We start from the raw sequence: 18,317 nt of genomic DNA, 5'->3' as shown, positions 1-18,317 counted from the left end.
CTGGGGTTCTGATACACTTTCCCCAAGAGTTTGACTGAATAAGCAGGCATAAATAATGGAAAAGCAGACGAAGGACACCACCCATTTCGGTTTTCGTACCGTAGCCAAAGATGAAAAAGCGGAAATGGTGGCGGAAGTTTTCCACTCCGTTGCCGCCAAATATGACCTGATGAATGACCTGATGTCTTTCGGTATTCATCGTATTTGGAAGCGTTTTACCATCGACAACAGCGGTGTTCGCCGTGGCCAGCGCGTTCTCGATTTAGCGGGCGGTACTGGTGATCTCACAGCTAAGTTCTCTCGTCTGGTCGGCGAGACGGGTGAAGTGGTGCTGGCAGATATCAATGACTCCATGCTGAAGATGGGGCGTGAAAAACTACGTAATCTCGGTATTGTTGGCAACGTCAGCTACGTGCAGGCTAATGCCGAAGCGTTACCTTTCCCTGATAACTATTTTGATTGCATCACAATTTCATTCGGTCTGCGTAACGTGACTGAAAAAGAAAAAGCGTTGCGTTCCATGTTCCGCGTGCTTAAACCTGGTGGGCGTTTGCTGGTGCTGGAGTTCTCCAAACCAGTGCTGGCTCCACTGAGCAAAGCCTACGACACTTACTCATTCCACATTTTGCCCCGCATTGGTGAACTGGTCGCTCAGGATGCAGGGAGCTATCGCTATCTGGCGGAGTCCATCCGTATGCACCCCGATCAAGAAACGCTTAAAGGCATGATGGCGGATGCTGGTTTCGAAAACGTCAACTACAGCAATCTCACCGGTGGCATTGTCGCGCTGCACCGTGGTTTTAAGTTCTAAGATGAGTATGCCGATGTTGTTAACGCCGTTACTGACTGCCGCGATTGAGACGTCGCTGAATTATCTGTTGTTCAGAGACCGCAGTTTGAAAGCTGCGCGCACCCGTTTAGCGGGGAAGGTTCTGCGTGTGGAATTGCAGGAGCTTAGCGCTCCGCTGACGTTCATCTTCAGTGATCAGAAGATTGACGTTCTTGGGCATTGGGATGGTGCAGCAGATTGCACCGTTACCTCAACGTTATCCGTTCTGCAGAAATTACGCGATCGGCAGCAACTCTCTCCTTTGATGCGCAGCGGCGAACTGATTGTTGACGGTGATATTGCTGTCGTCCAGCAGTTGGTCGCGCTGTTTGATCTTGCTGAGTGGGAACCCGCTGAATTTCTTGCACCCTATATCGGCGATATTGCAGCGCAGGGTCTCACCCAAGCCATAACAGGCGGTTTTCGCCTGGTAGAAAAAGGCCTAAAGCGCCAGCAAAGTTATGTGGCGCAAACGTTAACTGAAGAGTGGAAACTGGCACCGGGAACGCTGGAAGTGGTGTGGTTTAACGATGAAGTAACCGAGTTGGCCCGCGAGCTCGCTGCACTGGATAAACGTTTCGACAAGCTGGAGAATACGCCATGACTCCAGGTGAAATGCGACGCCTGTACCTGATTATTCGCATGTTTTTAACTTACGGCCTTGACGAACTGATTCCCAAAATTCGGTTAACACTGCCATTGCGACTGGGGCGTTATCTGTTCTTCTGGCTGCCACATCGCCATAAAGATAAACCGCTCGGTACGCGCCTGCGTCTGGCTCTCGAACAACTGGGTCCGGTATGGATTAAGTTTGGTCAGATGCTCTCCACGCGCCGTGATCTTTTTCCTCCCCAGATAGCCGATCAACTTGCGTTACTGCAAGACCATGTTGCCCCTTTCGACGGTGCGCTGGCCCGCAAACAGATTGAAGAAGCCTTGGGCGGACCGCTGGAAACCTGGTTTGATGAGTTTGATCAAACCCCGCTGGCGTCTGCCTCTATTGCGCAGGTTCATACAGCGATACTGAAAGAGAACGGTAAACCCATTGTACTCAAAGTGATCCGCCCGGATATTTTGCCGATCATCAAAGCGGATATACGCCTGATGTCGCGCTTAGCGGGCTGGGTGCCGGTACTGCTTCCTGATGGCCGTCGCCTGAAGCCGCGAGAAGTGGTGCGTGAATATGAAAAAACACTGCTCGATGAGCTGAACCTTCTGCGCGAATCTGCCAATGCTATTCAGTTGCGCCGCAATTTTACGGGCAGCCCGATGTTATATGTTCCTGAAGTGTATCCCGATTATTGCAGCGAGCGGCTGATGGTGATGGAGCGTATTTACGGCATTCCTGTTTCTGACGTTAAAGCGCTGGAAAAGCAGGGTACCAACATGAAATTGCTGGCCGAACGTGGCGTCCAGGTGTTCTTTACTCAGGTCTTCCGTGACAGCTTTTTCCATGCAGACATGCACCCAGGTAATATTTTCGTCAGCTATGAAACGCCTGAAGATCCTTGCTACATAGGCATTGATTGCGGCATAGTTGGTTCATTGAACAAAGATGATAAGCGTTATCTGGCGGAGAATTTCATCGCCTTCTTTAACCGAGATTATCGCAAAGTTGCTGAGTTGCATGTTGATTCAGGTTGGGTTCCACGTGATACCAATGTTGAAGAATTTGAGTTCGCCATTCGTACCGTTTGCGAGCCGATATTCGAGAAGCCTCTGGCAGAAATCTCCTTTGGTAATGTGCTGTTAAACCTGTTTAACACGGCACGCCGCTTTAATATGGAAGTACAGCCCCAGCTGGTTCTGCTGCAAAAAACTCTGTTGTATGTTGAGGGTTTGGGACGTCAGTTATACCCCCAGCTTGATCTCTGGACCACAGCCAAACCCTTCCTTGAAAGTTGGGTGAAAGATCAGGTCGGCTTACCAGCGATGCTACGGGCTCTGAAAGAGAAGGCGCCTTTCTGGATTGAGAAAATGCCAGAGCTTCCTGATCTGGTTTACCAAAGCCTCAATCAACATAAGCTTTTGCAATACAACATTGAGAAGCTGTCTACGCAAATCCAGCATCAGGGCGTGCGACAGGGGCAGTCCCGATATCTTTTCGGTATTGGTGCCACCCTCCTGCTCAGCGGTACAATCTTGCTGCTTGGTCAGGTTGAGGTTTATCCCGCCTGGCTGATGGCCGCCGGGGTGGTTTTCTGGTTGATTGGCTGGAAGCGCAGCAGTTAATCCCCGGGCTCTTAAGAACGTTTTACGTGTTTAAATTTGAATGTCGCTTTTGGCGACAATGAATGTAGTCCCCTTCATATTGAGGTGAAGATAATGGGTGGTATTAGCATTACACAACTTCTGATCATTGCGGTGATAGTGGTCCTGCTGTTTGGTACCAAGAAACTGCGTGGTTTAGGTTCAGATCTGGGTTCTTCAATCAAAGGCTTCAAAAAAGCCATGAGCGATGAAGACACGACAACCAAAGTACATAAAGAAACTGACACTACGCCCGCTGACGCTGACTTTACGGCTAAACCTCTTGAGGTAAAACCGGAAGCAAAGGCGGAAGAAACCAAGAACAAAAACAAAGAGCAGGTATAAGCCGTGTTCGACATAGGATTTAGTGAACTGTTGCTGGTATTGGTGATTGGTCTGGTGGTTCTCGGGCCAGAGCGTTTGCCAGTGGCCGTCAGAACAGTTGCAGGCTGGATCCGTGCGCTACGCGCCATGGCGGCCTCGGTACAGAATGAACTGTCACAAGAGCTGAAACTTCAGGAATTACAGGACAGCCTCAAGAAAGCTGAAGAGTCTGGCCTTAAGAATTTAACACCTGAAATTAAAGCTTCTATGGATGAGTTGAAAGAAGCCGCCGAGTCAATGAAGCGCTCCTTCACCACCGAGCCTGATGCGGTAGCGAAAGAGGTGCAGGCTGCCAGATCTGAAGGCAATACCATTCATAATCCTGTGGTTCAGGAAGCCGAAGCGTTACATGACGAAGGTGTGTCGCCTGCGACGGCCAGCCATGTGGCCTCTTCTCCTGCCCAAGCCCCGCAAAATGCGGTAGAAGCGGCTCTTGCTTCCAGCAAGCCGGTTCACCAGGCCGAAGCGGCTGCCGAGGCGCATGCAGCATCGGCTCCTGTTGCTGACGTTGCGTTAGACATTGTGGCCCCGTCTAAAGTTAGTGACGCTCAGGTGATGAATACACCTGCTCCGGCGAGTGAAACTGTACCCGCAGTGAAACCGACCTCTTCTACTCATTCTACAGGCGAACGTTAAACCATGGCTGTTGAAGATACCCAACCGCTTATCAGCCATCTGATAGAACTGCGTAAGCGTCTGCTCAATTCCATCATCTGTATTTTGGTGGTTTTCCTGGCTTTGGCCTATTTTGCCAATGATATTTACTACCTGGTCTCTGCGCCGTTAATTAAACAAATGCCGCTTGGCGCGAGCATGATTGCAACCGACGTGGCGTCGCCATTCTTTACCCCGATCAAGCTGACGATGATAGTGTCGGTGTTTGCTTCTGCGCCGTTCATTCTTTATCAGATATGGGGTTTTGTGGCACCGGCGCTGTATAAGCATGAGCGTCGTTTGATGATGCCATTGCTATTTTCCAGCTCGCTGTTGTTTTACCTCGGCATGGCGTTTGCCTACTTTGTGGTGTTTCCGCTGGCGTTTGCCTTCTTTGCCAAAACGGCACCTGCCGGTGTGCAAATTGCGACGGACATTAATAATTACCTCGATTTCGTCATGGCGTTGTTTATGGCGTTTGGCGTGTCGTTTGAAGTGCCGATCGCCATCGTTCTGCTGTGCTGGAGCGGTGTAACGACCCCCGAAGATCTCAAGAAAAAACGGCCATATGTGTTGGTGGGCGCGTTTGTGGTCGGTATGTTATTAACGCCGCCGGATGTTTTCTCGCAAACTTTGCTGGCTATCCCGATGTACTGCCTGTTTGAAATCGGGGTGTTCTGTGCCCGTTTCTATGTCGGTAAGCGCCGTCGTTCTGACGTTGATGCTGAAGACGACGAGCAGGATCAGGCTTCCTGATGGGATCATTGATCTAAAAAACCGCCCTGTTGGGCGGTTTCTGTTTTAGGACCGGATATGTTTGAAATTGGCGTAAACCTGACCAGTAATCAGTTTGATAAAGACCGCCTTCAAGTGATTGAACGCGCACGGGCCGCCGGGCTTTCCGGTATGTTAATCACCGGAACATCTGTGGCTGAAAGCGTTGAAGCCGGGCTGCTTGCGGCGCAATATCCGCAGTTCTGCTGGTCGACTGCGGGTGTGCATCCGCATCAGGCCAGCAGCTGGAACCGTGAAACCGAACAGACTATCCGAACGCTGGCAGCCGACCCTCAGGTGGTGGCAATTGGTGAATGTGGTTTAGATTTCAACCGTAATTTTTCACCCGCAGATAAGCAGGAGTCGGCGTTCAGTGCACAGTTGGCGCTGGCAGCGGAACTGAGCTTACCGGTCTTCCTGCATTGTCGCGACGCGCATCCCCGTTTTGCTGATTTACTGACACCTTGGCTAAGTCAACTACCCGGTGCGGTCGTTCACTGTTTTACCGGCACTCAGCAGGAGCTTGAGCTGTATCTTTCGCTGGGGCTGTCTATCGGTATCACGGGTTGGGTATGCGATGAGCGTCGTGGATTGGCGCTGCGGGGGATGCTGGGCCTTATTCCGGCTGACCGTCTGTTGCTTGAAACGGACGCTCCTTATTTGCTCCCGCGTGATATGCCTGAAAAGCCGAAAAATCGCCGCAATGAGCCTGCCTTTTTACCGCATATCATCAAACAGGTGGCGCAGTGGCGCGGTGAAGACCCGGTGTGGTTGGCGCAAAAAACTGAGGCGAACGCGCGTTCTCTGTTCGGTTTACCGCAACATTAAATGGTGTATATAGGAAAGGCACCTCAAAAGGTGCCTTCATTTTTAGTACCTGGCCTTGGTATCAGGAAAATTATAAGCCGGTGTCGATCAAATCTTTTGAAAATGCGTGTTATCGAGACTTTGCTTAACCTGTTGATTGATAAGATTGAGTAACAACAACGAACGCGCTTCGCCATCAGGTTCGGTATAAATCGCTTCGAGGCCTTCGAAGGCACCCTGAGTAATGACGACCACGTCACCGGAGTGCGGGGTATCGGGGTCAAGGACTTCGGGCATCGGCTGGGCCATCAGTTGATGAATGACATCCGGCTGCACCGTGGCCAACTGTGGGCCAAAGCGAACAAAATGACTGACGCCACGCGTGGCGCTGATCGTTGTTGTATGGATGCGCTCGGGGTCAAACTCAATGAACAGATAGTTCGGGAATAGGGGTTCACTCACCGGAGTACGGCGGCCACGCACCATTTTTTCCAGTGTGATCATCGGGGTTAAACAGTTAACCTGTTGACGTTCTAAATGTTCTTTAGCGCGAAGAAGTTGCCCGCGTTTGCAATATAATAAGTACCAGGATTCCATAGTCTCACACGCCTTCAAGCCTAGCCCGTCAGCATAGCAAAAGTGACCGGTGATAGACAGACTGGAGGGATGATGATTGCAGGCGAACGCCAGACGTATCGCGGCACTTTACACAGGTTTCTAACGACAATAACGGAGAAGCGTCATGGAGTTGTTCTTGTTGAGTAACGGTAAGCTTTCAGGGGAGTCCTCGCTGTTAGGCTATGCCAATGAACATATTCAGGCAATGTTGAAAGCTCGCAATATTACTTCTGCTGTTCTGATCCCTTATGCCCTGATTCGCAGCGACTATGACGCCCGCGCACAGGATCTCGAACAGGCGCTGGGGATTAAGGTCGGCAGTATTCACCATGCCGAAACGCCATCTGAAGCCATCGAACAGGCGGAGTGCATTCTGATAAGCGGCGGGAATACCTGGATGCTGAATCAGTTATTACACGAGAACGGCCTGATTGTTCCCATCCAGCGCGCTGTGCGTGAACGCAATGTGCCTTATATCGGCTGGAGCGCAGGTTGTAATGTCGCGACGCCAAGCATTCGCACTACCAATGATATGCCGGTGCGTAACTCAGTGGTTTTGCCGTCTCTTGGCCTGTTCCCGGTGCAAATCAATCCGCACTATATTGATGCGCATCTCAGCGGTCACATGGGCGAAACCCGAGACGAACGCATTGCTGAGTTTTGTGCTGTGAACCCGAGTGAGTCGGTGATTGCGTTGCGTGAAGGCAGCCTGTTGAAGGTGTCAGGCAATGATCTAAGCTACTTCAGCGCGAAGGGGCAAGGCTTTAAGGTCTTCCGCCACGGCCATGATATTCGGGAATATCACGATACTCTGGCCCTGAGCCCACTGGTACCGTTTAACTGCCGATAGCCGCCATCTCCGCTTTTCGCACCGCCAGTTCAACCGATAGCCGGGCTGATGGTTACACTGCCTTTTATTATCGGTATTTACTTATTGATAACGAAAAGGCAGCAACAACTCTGGAGAGGCTTTATAATGCTCTCCTCCAATTTGGCGATGAAAATTAGCATGAAATACCGTGACTTACGTGACTTCCTCTCATTACTTGAAAAGAGAGGCGAACTGAAACGCATTACTCAGCCTGTCGATACCTATCTGGAAATGACCGAAATTGCTGACCGCACGCTGCGTGCCGGTGGCCCCGCGCTATTGTTTGAAAACCCCAAAGGTTACGACATGCCGGTGTTGTGCAATTTATTCGGTACGCCTGAACGCGTGGCATTGGGGATGGGGCAGGAAGAGGTTAGTGCGCTGCGTGAAGTCGGCGAGTTACTGGCATTTCTGAAAGAGCCTGAGCCACCGCGCGGGTTTCGTGATTTTTACGACAAAATGCCCAAGTTCAAGCAAGTGATGAATATGCCGACCAAGGTTCTGCATTCAGCACCTTGCCAGGAACTGATTTGGGAAGGGGATGACGTTGATCTGTCGCGTATCCCGGTGATGCACTGCTGGCCCGAAGATGCCGCACCGCTGATCACCTGGGGTTTGACGGTCACCCGCGGGCCACACAAACAGCGTCAGAACCTGGGCATCTACCGCCAGCAGGTGCTAGGCAGGAACAAAGTGATCATGCGCTGGTTGTCGCATCGCGGCGGTGCGCTGGATTTCCAGGAGTGGTGCCAGCAAAACCCGGGCAAACCGTTCCCGGTTTCTGTGGCACTTGGCGCTGACCCCGCGACCATTCTCGGCGCGGTGACGCCTGTACCGGATACGCTGTCAGAATATGCTTTTGCCGGTCTGCTGCGCGGCAATAAGACCGAAGTCGTGAAATGCATTTCCAACGATCTTGAAGTGCCTGCCAGCGCGGAAATTGTGCTGGAAGGTTATATCGATCCGGCGGAACTGGCACCCGAAGGCCCTTACGGCGATCACACTGGCTACTATAATGAAGTAGACAGTTTCCCGGTGTTTACCATCACACATATCACTCAGCGTAAAAACGCCATTTACCATTCCACCTATACTGGCCGGCCGCCGGATGAACCTGCCGTGCTGGGGGTGGCGCTTAATGAAGTCTTTGTGCCGATTTTGAAAAAACAATTCCCGGAAATTGTGGATTTTTATCTGCCGCCTGAGGGTTGCTCATACCGACTGGCAATCGTTACCATGAAGAAGCAGTATGCCGGTCATGCCAAGCGCGTGATGATGGGAGTCTGGTCATTCTTGCGCCAGTTTATGTACACTAAATTCGTGATTGTCTGCGATGACGACATTAATGCCCGTGACTGGAATGATGTGATCTGGGCAATAACCACCCGCATGGATCCTGCGCGTGACACCGTGTTAGTTGAAAATACGCCCATCGATTATCTCGACTTTGCCTCACCGGTTTCCGGTTTGGGGTCGAAAATGGGGTTAGACGCCACCAATAAATGGCCGGGCGAAACGCAGCGCGAATGGGGACGCCCTATTGTGAAGGATCCCACCGTGACCGCGCGCGTTGACGCCATCTGGGATGAACTCGGCATCTTTGCCGGTGATAAGTACGCCAGTAAAGCGCCAACCTATAATAAAAATGCAGGCAGCGGCAGCGCGAAGAAATAACCGCGCCGCTGTTCTTCGCCTTGCTTTGATGACCCACAGAGGGAACGCATGACAACATTGAGCTGTAAAGTAACCTCGGTTGAGGCCATTACTGATACGGTGTACCGGGTTCGGTTATTGCCGGAAGCACCGTTTTCTTTCCGTGCCGGTCAGTACCTGATGGTGGTGATGGACGAGCGGGATAAACGCCCGTTCTCCCTCGCGTCTACGCCTGCCGAAAGCGAAAAGAGTGACACAATTGAGCTGCATATTGGCGCGTCAGAATTGAATCTGTACGCCATGGCGGTAATGGATCGCATTCTGAAAGAACAAACCATTGCCGTGGATATTCCTCACGGCGATGCCTGGTTGCGTGACGAGGGCGATCGTCCGCTGGTACTGATCGCCGGTGGTACCGGTTTCTCTTACGCGCGTTCGATTCTGGTGGCCGCCCTTGAGCAGCAGCCGGATCGTGATATTTCCATTTATTGGGGCGGTCGTGAGCTCAAACACCTTTATGATTTGGGCGAACTGGAAGCACTGAGCGTGAATCACCCGAACCTGAAGGTGATCCCGGTGGTTGAACAGCCGGAAGAGGGTTGGCTGGGCCGCAGCGGTATCGTGTTAAGCGCTGTGCTTCAGGACTTTTCTTCGTTGGCAGGACATGACATTTATATCGCCGGACGCTTCGAAATGGCGAAAATCGCCCGCGAGCGCTTTGTGGCTGAACGGGGTGCATTAGCAGATCGTATGTACGGTGATGCGTTCTCTTTCATCTAAACGCTATCTGCAAAAAGCCCGCCCCTGACGGGCGGGAACAACAGCAACTAAACGCGGTAGTAATGAATACATTCAAAGCGGGCTAATGCCCGCTTTTTTACGTTTGATCAGACTCTTTCAAAGACGGTTGCAATTCCCTGGCCTAATCCGATACACATGGTTGCCACGCCAAACTGTACGTCGCGGCGCTCCATTAGATTGAGCAGGGTGGTAGAGATACGGGAGCCGGAACAGCCAAGCGGATGGCCCAGAGCAATGGCACCCCCGTTAAGGTTGACGCGTTCTTCCATCGTTTCCAGCAGCCCAAGATCTTTCGCACAAGGTAAAGCCTGGGCGGCGAAAGCCTCGTTCAGTTCAAATAGACCGATGTCCTGTACGCTCAGCCCGGCGCGTTTCAATGCCAGGCGGGTCGCCGGCACGGGCCCGTAGCCCATAATCGACGGATCACACCCCACCACCGCCATCGCTCTGATGCGGGCGCGGGCTTTAAGTCCCAGGGATTTGGCCTTCGATTCGCTCATAATCAGCATTGCCGACGCACCGTCGGACAGCGCCGATGAGCTGCCCGCCGTCACCGTGCCATTAACCGGATCAAACGCCGGACGCAGGGCAGCCAGCGTCGCCACGGTGGTTTCGGGGCGGATCACTTCATCGTAGTTGTAGTTGGTCAGCACGCCATCAACGTCATGTCCGTCTGTCGGCACAATTTCATGGGCGAAATGCCCGGCGACAGTGGCAGCATGGGCGCGCTGATGTGAGCGGGCGGCAAATTCGTCCTGCATTTCGCGGCTGATCTGATGCATTTTCGCCAGCATTTCGGCGGTCAGCCCCATCATGCCTGCGGCTTTTGCCACGGTTTTGCTCAGGCCTGGATGGAAATCTACGCCGTGATTCATCGGCACGTGACCCATATGTTCCACGCCACCAATCAGGCCGACGTGAGCATCACCCACCATAATGGCGCGGGCAGCATCGTGCAGTGCCTGCATAGAAGAACCGCACAGGCGGTTGACCGTCGTGGCCGGCACGCTGTGGGGAATGCCCGCCAGCAGCGCGGCGTTGCGGCCAATATTGAAGCCCTGTTCCAGCGTTTGTTGCACACAACCCCAGTAAATATCGTCAATTTCTTTTGGGTCCAGCACCGTATTGCGCACCAGAAGGGCACGCATCAGGTGGGCGGATAAATCTTCGGCACGCACATGGCGGAAGGCTCCGCCTTTTGAGCGGCCCATCGGTGTGCGGACGGCGTCAACAATGACTACGTTTTCCATGATTTCGGTCCTTATGCCTGAGTGCCGGTGCTGAGATCTTCCAGCGGTGCTGCGACCGGATAATAAGTGTCATTGGTTTTGGCCTTGGCGCGTAACCCTTCAGGTACCTGATACAACGCGCCGAGGTGCGCATATTGCTCAGTTAATTTCAGGTAAGCGGCTGTGCCCAGCGTATCGAGATAGCGGAATGCGCCACCGTGGAACGGAGGGAAACCAATGCCATAGACCAGCGCCATATCGGCCTCGGCCGGACTGGCGACAATGCCCTCTTCCAGACAGCGCACGACTTCGTTGATCATCGGGATCATCATGCGGGCAATAATCTCTTCTGGCGTGAATTGGGCCTTTTCGGCGCTATTTTCAGCCAGCAGTTTATCGACTTGATCGTCGTTTTCTTTACGCGGTTTGCCTTTGCTGTCTTCGCTGTAGCGGTAGAAGCCGAGCTGGTTCTTCTGGCCGAAACGCTGGTTGTCGAATAATACATCGACGCCATCGCGGTAATTTTTGGCCATACGATCCGGGAAACCGGCGGCCATTACGGCCTGCGCATGATGAGCCGTGTCGATTCCCACCACGTCGAGCAGATAAGCCGGGCCCATTGGCCAGCCGAACTGTTTCTCCATCACTTTGTCGATCTGGCGGAAATCCGCGCCATCGCGCAGTAACAGGCTGAATCCGGCGAAGTAAGGGAACAACACGCGGTTAACGAAGAATCCCGGGCAGTCATTGACCACAATCGGCGTTTTGCCCATGGTCAGCGCGTAGGAGACGATGCGCGACAGGGTTTTTTCTGACGTTTTTGCACCACGCACAATTTCAACCAGCGGCATACGGTGCACCGGGTTGAAGAAGTGCATGCCGCAGAAGTTTTCCGGGCGCTTCAGCCCCGCCGCTAACTGATCGATGGGAATGGTTGAGGTATTGGAGGCCAGCACGGTGTCGTTGTCCAGCAGCGCTTCGGCTTCTGCCAGTACCGCCGATTTGATTTTTGGATTCTCCACCACCGCTTCAACGACAATACTGGCGCGCTCAATGCCGCTGTAGTTCAGCGTAGGCTGGATGGTCGCCAGCACTTTCGCCATTTTTAGACCATCGAGTTTGCCGCGTTCCAGCTGTTTGTTGAGCAGTTTGGCGGCTTCATTTATGCCCAAGGTCAGGGATTTGTCATTAATGTCTTTCATGATGACCGGCACCCCCTTCAGTGCAGACTGGTAGGCGATGCCGCCGCCCATGATACCTGCACCGAGAACGGCTGCCTGAGCGACTTTTCCGCTGTCACTGGCCAGTTTTTTAGCTTTGCCTTTAACAAACTGATCGTTAAGGAATATCCCGACCAGGGCGCGGGCCTCTTTAGATTGTGCGAGCGGCACGAAGCTGGCGGTTTCTAGTTTCAGGGCTTCGTCACGACCCAGCTTCGCGGCCGCTTCAATGGTTTTCACGGCGGTTATCGGCGCGGGGTAATGTTTTCCTGCCGTCTGCAGCACCATACTTTTAGCTACGCTGAAGCTCATGGTGGCTTCGATAGCGTTCAGTTTAAGCGGCAGGCGTTTCGGTTCACGGCGCGCCTGCCAGTCCAGTTTGCCGTCAATCGCCTGCTGCAATATATTCAGCCCGGCATCGCGGAGTTTATCTGCGGCAACCACGGCGTCTACCAGACCGACCTTCAGCGCTTCTTTACCGCTGATGTCTTTTCCCGCCGCGATAATCTCCAGCGCACTGTCTGCGCCCAGCAGACGCGGTAAACGCACTGAACCACCAAAGCCCGGCATGATCCCAAGCTTGGTTTCAGGCAAACCGATGCGGGCGTCAGGTGTGGCAATACGGAAATCCGTCGCCAGCACACATTCACAGCCGCCCCCGAGCGCGTATCCCGCAATAGCGGAAAGCGTCGGCACGGGTAGGTCTTCCAGACGGTTAAAAATACTGTTGGCAAAATTCAACCACTGATGCAGTTTTTCCGCCGGTGCATTGAACAGGGAAAGGAATTCGTTTATGTCGGCGCCGACGATAAATGCCGGTTTGGCTGACGTGAGCAGCAGGGCTTTCAGATCGTTCTGTTTTTCCAGCACACTGATCGCTTCGCCAAGACTGGCGACGGTGCGGGTGTCGAGCTTGTTAACGGAGCCGGGTGCATCAAACACCAGCTCGGCTATGCCGTCATGGAGCCAGTGCAGGTGTAGTGTTTCGCCTTGGTAGAGCATGTGTCTCTCCTGAATCATCTGGGATGATCTGGTATGACCAGATGAATAGAGTGTGGTTTTTATGTTAATAATTTGCAAATGAGATGAGTGTGATTTGCAGGCAAGATCACAAACCTTCCAGGGCTATGACCCGCGCACGGCTGTGATAAGATGCGGCATCGTTGTGCAGGAAAAAGGACAGTTTGATGGAATCGCTCACTACGCTTTACAAAGAACATATCGCCACGCTGCAAGCGCGTGCGCGCGAAATACTGCAACGCAATCAACTCGATGCGTTATTGATTCACTCGGGTGAATTGATGACGACTTTCCTTGATGACCATAGCTATCCGTTCAAAGTGAACCCGCAATTCAAAGCCTGGGTGCCGGTCACCAAAGTGCCGAATTGCTGGTTATGGGTCGATGGGGTTAATGCGCCTAAACTCTGGTTCTACTCACCGGTAGATTACTGGCACAGTGTGGAACCGTTGCCGGATAATTTCTGGACCCATGAAGTGGCGCTGTCGCCGCTGGCGAAAGCGGATGACATCAGAAACCAACTGCCTGCGGACCTAAAACGTGTGGCCTATATCGGCTCAAGCCCGGATCGCGCCCTGCATATGGGTGTACCTGCGGGTAACATTAATCCTCAGGCCGTGCTGGATTATCTGCATTACCACCGCGCGTATAAAACAGGCTATGAAATGGCTTGTATGCGTGAAGCACAAAAAGTCGCGGTCAGCGGCCACCGTGCGGCGCAAGAGGCGTTCCTGTCCGGCATGAGTGAATTCGATATCAACCTCGCCTACCTGACTGCGACGGGTCACCGCGATACCGACGTACCTTATGACAACATCGTGGCGTTGAACGAGCACGCTGCTGTGCTGCATTACACCAAACTTGATCATCAACCGCCGTCTGAGATGCGCAGTTTTCTGATCGATGCTGGTGCTGAATACAACGGCTATGCTGCCGATTTGACGCGCACTTACGCAGGGAACTCTGACAGCGATTTCGCCGCGTTGGTGAAGGATTTAAACCAGGAAGAGCTGGCGTTGATTGACTCCATGAAAGCCGGTGTGACCTATACCGACTATCATATCCAGATGCATCACCGCATTGCCAAATTGCTCAAAGCGCACAAGCTGGTGGTGGATATCAGCGAAGAAGCGATGGTCGAGAAAAACCTGACCGGCCCATTCCTGCCGCATGGTCTTGGCCACCCGCTTGGGTTACAGGTGCATGATGTTGCGGGTTTCATGCAGGATGAGAAGGGTACGCATCTGGCGGCGCCGTCGCAGTATCCTTTCCTGCGCTGCACGCGTGTTATCCAGCCGGGTATGGTGTTAACCATTGAACCGGGTCTGTATTTCATCGAGTCGTTGCTGGCACCTTGGCGTGACGGGGAGTTCAGCAAGCATTTTGCCTGGGATCGTATCGAGGCGATGAAACCATACGGTGGGATTCGTATCGAAGACAATATTATCATTCACGATAATCATATTGAAAACATGACGCGTGATTTGAAACTTGCCTGATGCAGCCTTACCCGGTTCCTGCTGAAGCCGTCAGTTTCAGTGAGGAAATAAAGAAGAGCCGCTTTATTACACTTTTGGCACCCACCGAAGGCGTAGAAGCGGCTAAAACGTTTATACATGATGTAAAAAATCAGCATCCGGCAGCGAGGCATCACTGTTGGGCGTTTGTCGCGGGTGCGCCAGCAGATTCACAGCAACTGGGTTTTTCAGATGATGGTGAACCGGCGGGTACAGCCGGTAAACCTATACTCGGGCAGTTGATGGGAAGTGGCGTTGGCGAGATAACGGCGGTGGTCGTGCGTTATTATGGCGGCATCATGTTGGGCACGGGGGGTTTAGTGCGAGCCTACGGTGGTGGTGTTCAACAGGCGTTGAAGTTATTGCCGGTTTATCAAAAAGTCCCGCTGGCAGAATATAAGCTGCACTGCGATTACGCTCAGCTCACGCTGGTGGAAAGCTTGATGCAGCAGGTTGGCGGGCATATTTTACACAGTGATTTCGGTGCGGCTGTCGAACTGCGTCTGGCATTGCCCGCCGCAGAGGCAGCAGCGATCGTCATCCGTTTATATGATCTCAGTCGCGGCACGCTCCAATTGCAGCCGGTGTCATAAATTTTATTCAATGGTTAATTCGCTGAGGAACGCGCCAGCATGCATTTTCGTGCCATAACACGCATCGTGGGGGTGCTTGTCATCCTGTTCTCTGGAACGATGATTATTCCCGGATTGGTCGCGTTAATTTACCGCGATGGCGCAGGGCGCGCGTTCAGCCAGACGTTCTTTGTCGCGCTGGCCATCGGGCTTTTCCTTTGGTTGCCAAACCGAAAACAGAAGAGTGAGCTTAAGCCACGCGAAGGTTTCCTGATTGTCGTGCTGTTCTGGACGGTGCTGGGAAGTGTGGGGGCTTTGCCTTTCTTGTTCTCAGAGCGACCAAACCTTTCACTGACCGACGCCTTTTTTGAATCTTTCTCAGGGTTAACAACCACTGGCGCGACTACGTTAGTCGGCCTGGATTCGCTGCCGAAAGCCATCCTCTTCTATCGCCAGATGTTGCAGTGGTTTGGTGGGATGGGGATCATTGTGCTGGCTGTCGCTATTTTGCCGATTTTGGGCGTTGGGGGGATGCAGCTCTATCGCGCTGAAATGCCGGGGCCGCTGAAAGATAACAAGATGCGGCCGCGCATAGCAGAAACGGCGAAAACGCTATGGTTGATTTACGTGCTGTTGACTATTGCCTGTGCGCTGTCCCTTTGGGGAGCGGGGATGTCGGTATTCGACGCTATCGCTCATAGCTTCTCAACCATTGCGATTGGCGGGTTCTCTACTCATGACGCCAGCATCGGTTATTTCCATAGCGGTACAATTAACACCATCATCGCAGTCTTCCTGCTGATCTCCGGTTGTAATTATGGGCTGCACTTTGCGGTACTGAGCGGTCGCAATCTTAAGGTGTATTGGCGAGATCCCGAATTCCGTATGTTTATTGGCGTGCAGCTGACGCTGGTGGTGGTCTGTACATCGGTACTCTGGATGCATGACGTTTACAGCTCTGGGCTGGAAACACTCAATCAGGCCTTCTTCCAGGTGGTATCAATGGCGACTACCGCAGGTTACACCACCGACAGTATCTCTAAATGGCCGTTGTTCCTGCCCATCCTTCTGCTGTGTTCTGCTTTTATCGGCGGCTGTGCCGGGTCGACCGGTGGTGGTCTGAAGGTAATTCGTATCCTTTTACTCTATTTACAAGGATCGCGTGAGCTAAAACGCCTGGTTCACCCGAATGCGGTATATACCATTAAGCTCGGTAGCCGTGCATTGCCGGAGCGAATTATCGAAGCCGTATGGGGATTCTTCTCGGCTTATGCGCTGGTATTTATCGTCAGCATGTTGGCTATTGTGGCCACGGGCGTAGATAACTTCTCAGCCTTTGCGGCGGTAACGGCTACGTTGAACAATCTCGGCCCGGGTCTGGGTGTCGTGGCCGACAACTTTGCGTCGATGAACTCGGCGGCGAAGTGGATCCTCATCGTCACGATGTTATTTGGTCGACTTGAAGTGTTTACGTTATTGGTTCTGTTTACGCCGACCTTCTGGCGCGAATGATTCAGAGCCTTATAAAGAGAGAAAGGAAACTGTTATGAAAGCATTGGTGCTCTATTCAACGCGTGATGGACAAACACATGCCATTGCTTCTTATATAGCAAATTGCATGAAAGAGAAGTATGAGTGCGATGTGATTGACCTGCTGCACGCGCAGCATGTGACGCTTTCTCGCTACGATAAGGTGCTGGTGGGCGCGTCAATCCGCTACGGCCACTTCAATGCCGTACTGGATAAATTTGTAAAACAGAATATCCAACAGCTTAATAGCATGCCGTCGGCGTTCTTTGCGGTGAACCTTACTGCGCGTAAGCCTGAGAAGCGCACGCCTCAGACCAACTCCTATGTACGCAAGTTCCTACTGGGGACACCATGGAAACCTGCCATGTGCGGTGTATTCGCTGGCGCGCTGCGTTATCCGCGCTATCGGTGGGTAGATAAAGTCATGATTCAACTTATTATGCGCATGACCGGTGGCGAAACGGATACCAGTAAAGAAGTGGAATACACCGATTGGGAGCAAGTTAAGAAGTTTGCCGAGGATTTTGGCAAGTTATCGTACAAAAAAACGCTCTAATGCTGGATCTCTGGGCGTATCGGCCAAAAAAAAGACGGTCAGTAAATTATTTGAAATTAAGGGTTGCCACTGTCTGAGAACTCCCTATAATGCGCCTCCACTGACCGGGAACAACGACTCCTCTAACGAGAACCAAGTCGCCCAGTCAGGAAGTCTCAACCCGGTGAAAACACCGCGTCTCGTAAGAGAAAAAGGTTGACTCTTCAGCGGGAAAGCGTATTATCTGCCTCCCGCGTTACCGAGAACTTATCCGGTAACGAACGCTCTTTAACAATTTATCAGACAATCTGTGTGGGCACTCACAAGACGATATCAGCCACCTCGGTGGCAAAAAATATCAAGTCTTAAAGANAAATTAAGGGTTGCCACTGTCTGAGAACTCCCTATAATGCGCCTCCACTGACCGGGAACAACGACTCCTCTAACGAGAACCAAGTCGCCCAGTCAGGAAGTCTCAACCCGGTGAAAACACCGCGTCTCGTAAGAGAAAAAGGTTGACTCTTCAGCGGGAAAGCGTATTATCTGCCTCCCGCGTTACCGAGAACTTATCCGGTAACGAACGCTCTTTAACAATTTATCAGACAATCTGTGTGGGCACTCACAAGACGATATCAGCCACCTCGGTGGCAAAAAATATCAAGTCTTAAAGAGTGACCAAGCAGTAATTCATTTAAGTGAATTATTACGAAAGTTAATTTTTGAGCACCGCTTCACGAGTTGAAGCAAATCGAACTTTTTAATTGAAGAGTTTGATCATGGCTCAGATTGAACGCTGGCGGCAGGCCTAACACATGCAAGTCGAGCGGTAACACAGGAGAGCTTGCTCTCTGGGTGACGAGCGGCGGACGGGTGAGTAATGTCTGGGAAACTGCCTGATGGAGGGGGATAACTACTGGAAACGGTAGCTAATACCGCATGACCTCGCAAGAGCAAAGTGGGGGACCTTCGGGCCTCACGCCATCGGATGTGCCCAGATGGGATTAGCTAGTAGGTGAGGTAATGGCTCACCTAGGCGACGATCCCTAGCTGGTC

General features: G+C 52.3%; 17 protein-coding genes and 1 rRNA gene. 15 read left to right on the top strand and 3 right to left on the bottom strand.

What is annotated here, in order from left to right:
- Nucleotides 1-55 precede the first annotated feature (55 nt).
- The 7 genes from ubiE to tatD all read left to right on the top strand — a co-directional run bounded on the left by ubiE (nucleotide 56) and on the right by tatD (nucleotide 5,719).
- Nucleotides 56-811, top strand: a complete 756-nt coding sequence (gene ubiE, locus EAH77_RS19440) for a bifunctional demethylmenaquinone methyltransferase/2-methoxy-6-polyprenyl-1,4-benzoquinol methylase UbiE (protein WP_140474472.1) — start codon at nucleotides 56-58, stop codon at nucleotides 809-811.
- Between the two features lie 13 nt (nucleotides 812-824).
- Entirely contained in the window at nucleotides 825-1,433 is a 609-nt protein-coding gene (gene ubiJ, locus EAH77_RS19435) for a ubiquinone biosynthesis protein UbiJ (RefSeq protein ID WP_140474584.1), read from the top strand.
- Nucleotides 1,430-3,061 carry a ubiquinone biosynthesis regulatory protein kinase UbiB gene (gene ubiB, locus EAH77_RS19430; protein WP_140474471.1) on the top strand — a complete coding sequence of 544 codons (1,632 nt, stop codon included), beginning with the start codon at nucleotides 1,430-1,432 and terminating at the stop codon, nucleotides 3,059-3,061. Before ubiJ ends, ubiB begins: the two co-directional genes overlap by 4 nt.
- Nucleotides 3,062-3,154: 93 nt before the next feature.
- Nucleotides 3,155-3,424 carry a twin-arginine translocase subunit TatE gene (gene tatE / locus EAH77_RS19425; RefSeq protein WP_140474470.1) on the top strand — a complete coding sequence of 90 codons (270 nt, stop codon included), beginning with the start codon at nucleotides 3,155-3,157 and terminating at the stop codon, nucleotides 3,422-3,424.
- A 3-nt stretch (nucleotides 3,425-3,427) separates the two neighbouring features.
- Nucleotides 3,428-4,099 carry a Sec-independent protein translocase protein TatB gene (gene tatB / locus EAH77_RS19420; RefSeq protein ID WP_140474469.1) on the top strand — a complete coding sequence of 224 codons (672 nt, stop codon included), beginning with the start codon at nucleotides 3,428-3,430 and terminating at the stop codon, nucleotides 4,097-4,099.
- Between the two features lie 3 nt (nucleotides 4,100-4,102).
- On the top strand, nucleotides 4,103-4,873 hold the full coding sequence (gene tatC / locus EAH77_RS19415) for a Sec-independent protein translocase subunit TatC (protein ID WP_140474468.1): 771 nt from the start codon (nucleotides 4,103-4,105) through the stop codon (nucleotides 4,871-4,873).
- 57 nt (nucleotides 4,874-4,930) lie between these two features.
- A complete protein-coding gene (gene tatD, locus EAH77_RS19410; RefSeq protein ID WP_140474467.1) occupies nucleotides 4,931-5,719 on the top strand; it encodes a 3'-5' ssDNA/RNA exonuclease TatD in 789 nt (262 codons plus the stop codon).
- An 87-nt stretch (nucleotides 5,720-5,806) separates the two neighbouring features.
- On the opposite strand, the gene rfaH is transcribed toward tatD, so the two are convergent.
- Nucleotides 5,807-6,295 (bottom strand): transcription/translation regulatory transformer protein RfaH, encoded by a 489-nt coding sequence (gene rfaH, locus EAH77_RS19405; RefSeq protein ID WP_140474466.1) that lies wholly within the window; start codon nucleotides 6,293-6,295, stop codon nucleotides 5,807-5,809.
- Nucleotides 6,296-6,440: 145 nt separating this feature from the next.
- Here rfaH and pepE point away from each other — a divergent pair, with 145 nt between their 5' ends.
- From pepE to fre, 3 genes are all read left to right on the top strand, one after another.
- Complete coding sequence (pepE, locus tag EAH77_RS19400) at nucleotides 6,441-7,166, top strand: dipeptidase PepE (RefSeq protein WP_140474465.1); 726 nt, start codon at nucleotides 6,441-6,443, stop codon at nucleotides 7,164-7,166.
- A gap of 159 nt (nucleotides 7,167-7,325) precedes the next feature.
- A complete protein-coding gene (gene ubiD, locus EAH77_RS19395; RefSeq protein WP_241673500.1) occupies nucleotides 7,326-8,861 on the top strand; it encodes a 4-hydroxy-3-polyprenylbenzoate decarboxylase in 1,536 nt (511 codons plus the stop codon).
- 48 nt (nucleotides 8,862-8,909) lie between these two features.
- On the top strand, nucleotides 8,910-9,620 hold the full coding sequence (gene fre / locus EAH77_RS19390; RefSeq protein ID WP_140474464.1) for an NAD(P)H-flavin reductase: 711 nt from the start codon (nucleotides 8,910-8,912) through the stop codon (nucleotides 9,618-9,620).
- Between the two features lie 107 nt (nucleotides 9,621-9,727).
- Here the strand turns inward: fre and fadA are convergent, their stop codons facing one another.
- On the bottom strand, nucleotides 9,728-10,891 hold the full coding sequence (gene fadA / locus EAH77_RS19385; protein ID WP_140474463.1) for an acetyl-CoA C-acyltransferase FadA: 1,164 nt from the start codon (nucleotides 10,889-10,891) through the stop codon (nucleotides 9,728-9,730).
- A gap of 11 nt (nucleotides 10,892-10,902) precedes the next feature.
- A complete protein-coding gene (gene fadB / locus EAH77_RS19380; protein ID WP_140474462.1) occupies nucleotides 10,903-13,092 on the bottom strand; it encodes a fatty acid oxidation complex subunit alpha FadB in 2,190 nt (729 codons plus the stop codon).
- A 185-nt stretch (nucleotides 13,093-13,277) separates the two neighbouring features.
- On the opposite strand from fadB, the gene pepQ reads away from it, so the two are divergent.
- The 5 genes from pepQ to EAH77_RS19355 form a co-directional block, all read left to right on the top strand.
- On the top strand, nucleotides 13,278-14,609 hold the full coding sequence (pepQ, locus tag EAH77_RS19375) for a Xaa-Pro dipeptidase (RefSeq protein ID WP_140474461.1): 1,332 nt from the start codon (nucleotides 13,278-13,280) through the stop codon (nucleotides 14,607-14,609).
- Nucleotides 14,609-15,220: an IMPACT family protein gene (locus tag EAH77_RS19370; protein WP_140474460.1), complete on the top strand. Its 612-nt coding sequence runs from the start codon at nucleotides 14,609-14,611 to the stop codon at nucleotides 15,218-15,220. Before pepQ ends, EAH77_RS19370 begins: the two co-directional genes overlap by 1 nt.
- A gap of 39 nt (nucleotides 15,221-15,259) precedes the next feature.
- Nucleotides 15,260-16,711: a Trk system potassium transporter TrkH gene (trkH, locus tag EAH77_RS19365; protein WP_140474459.1), complete on the top strand. Its 1,452-nt coding sequence runs from the start codon at nucleotides 15,260-15,262 to the stop codon at nucleotides 16,709-16,711.
- Nucleotides 16,712-16,745: 34 nt separating this feature from the next.
- The gene (hemG, locus tag EAH77_RS19360) at nucleotides 16,746-17,285 is read left to right on the top strand and encodes a menaquinone-dependent protoporphyrinogen IX dehydrogenase (protein WP_140474458.1); all 540 of its coding nucleotides are present in this window, start codon (nucleotides 16,746-16,748) and stop codon (nucleotides 17,283-17,285) included.
- A 737-nt stretch (nucleotides 17,286-18,022) separates the two neighbouring features.
- A 16S ribosomal RNA gene (locus tag EAH77_RS19355) occupies nucleotides 18,023-18,317 on the top strand; the annotation flags it as partial.

The sequence above is a fragment of the Ewingella americana genome, assembly GCF_006438725.1.
GTDB lineage: Bacteria > Pseudomonadota > Gammaproteobacteria > Enterobacterales > Enterobacteriaceae > Ewingella > Ewingella americana_A.
This window is presented reverse-complemented; position numbering and strand designations above follow the sequence as displayed.

Coding starts and splice junctions, on each gene's coding strand:
- fadA (WP_140474463.1), bottom strand. CDS start 10,891: ATGGAAAACGTAGTCATTGTTGACGCCGTCCGCACACCGATGGGCCGC.
- trkH (WP_140474459.1), top strand. CDS start 15,260: ATGCATTTTCGTGCCATAACACGCATCGTGGGGGTGCTTGTCATCCTG.
- ubiE (WP_140474472.1), top strand. CDS start 56: ATGGAAAAGCAGACGAAGGACACCACCCATTTCGGTTTTCGTACCGTA.
- rfaH (WP_140474466.1), bottom strand. CDS start 6,295: ATGGAATCCTGGTACTTATTATATTGCAAACGCGGGCAACTTCTTCGC.
- tatD (WP_140474467.1), top strand. CDS start 4,931: ATGTTTGAAATTGGCGTAAACCTGACCAGTAATCAGTTTGATAAAGAC.
- pepQ (WP_140474461.1), top strand. CDS start 13,278: ATGGAATCGCTCACTACGCTTTACAAAGAACATATCGCCACGCTGCAA.
- ubiJ (WP_140474584.1), top strand. CDS start 825: ATGTTGTTAACGCCGTTACTGACTGCCGCGATTGAGACGTCGCTGAAT.
- fre (WP_140474464.1), top strand. CDS start 8,910: ATGACAACATTGAGCTGTAAAGTAACCTCGGTTGAGGCCATTACTGAT.
- fadB (WP_140474462.1), bottom strand. CDS start 13,092: ATGCTCTACCAAGGCGAAACACTACACCTGCACTGGCTCCATGACGGC.
- hemG (WP_140474458.1), top strand. CDS start 16,746: ATGAAAGCATTGGTGCTCTATTCAACGCGTGATGGACAAACACATGCC.
- tatC (WP_140474468.1), top strand. CDS start 4,103: ATGGCTGTTGAAGATACCCAACCGCTTATCAGCCATCTGATAGAACTG.
- EAH77_RS19370 (WP_140474460.1), top strand. CDS start 14,609: ATGCAGCCTTACCCGGTTCCTGCTGAAGCCGTCAGTTTCAGTGAGGAA.
- pepE (WP_140474465.1), top strand. CDS start 6,441: ATGGAGTTGTTCTTGTTGAGTAACGGTAAGCTTTCAGGGGAGTCCTCG.
- tatE (WP_140474470.1), top strand. CDS start 3,155: ATGGGTGGTATTAGCATTACACAACTTCTGATCATTGCGGTGATAGTG.
- ubiD (WP_241673500.1), top strand. CDS start 7,326: ATGAAATACCGTGACTTACGTGACTTCCTCTCATTACTTGAAAAGAGA.
- ubiB (WP_140474471.1), top strand. CDS start 1,430: ATGACTCCAGGTGAAATGCGACGCCTGTACCTGATTATTCGCATGTTT.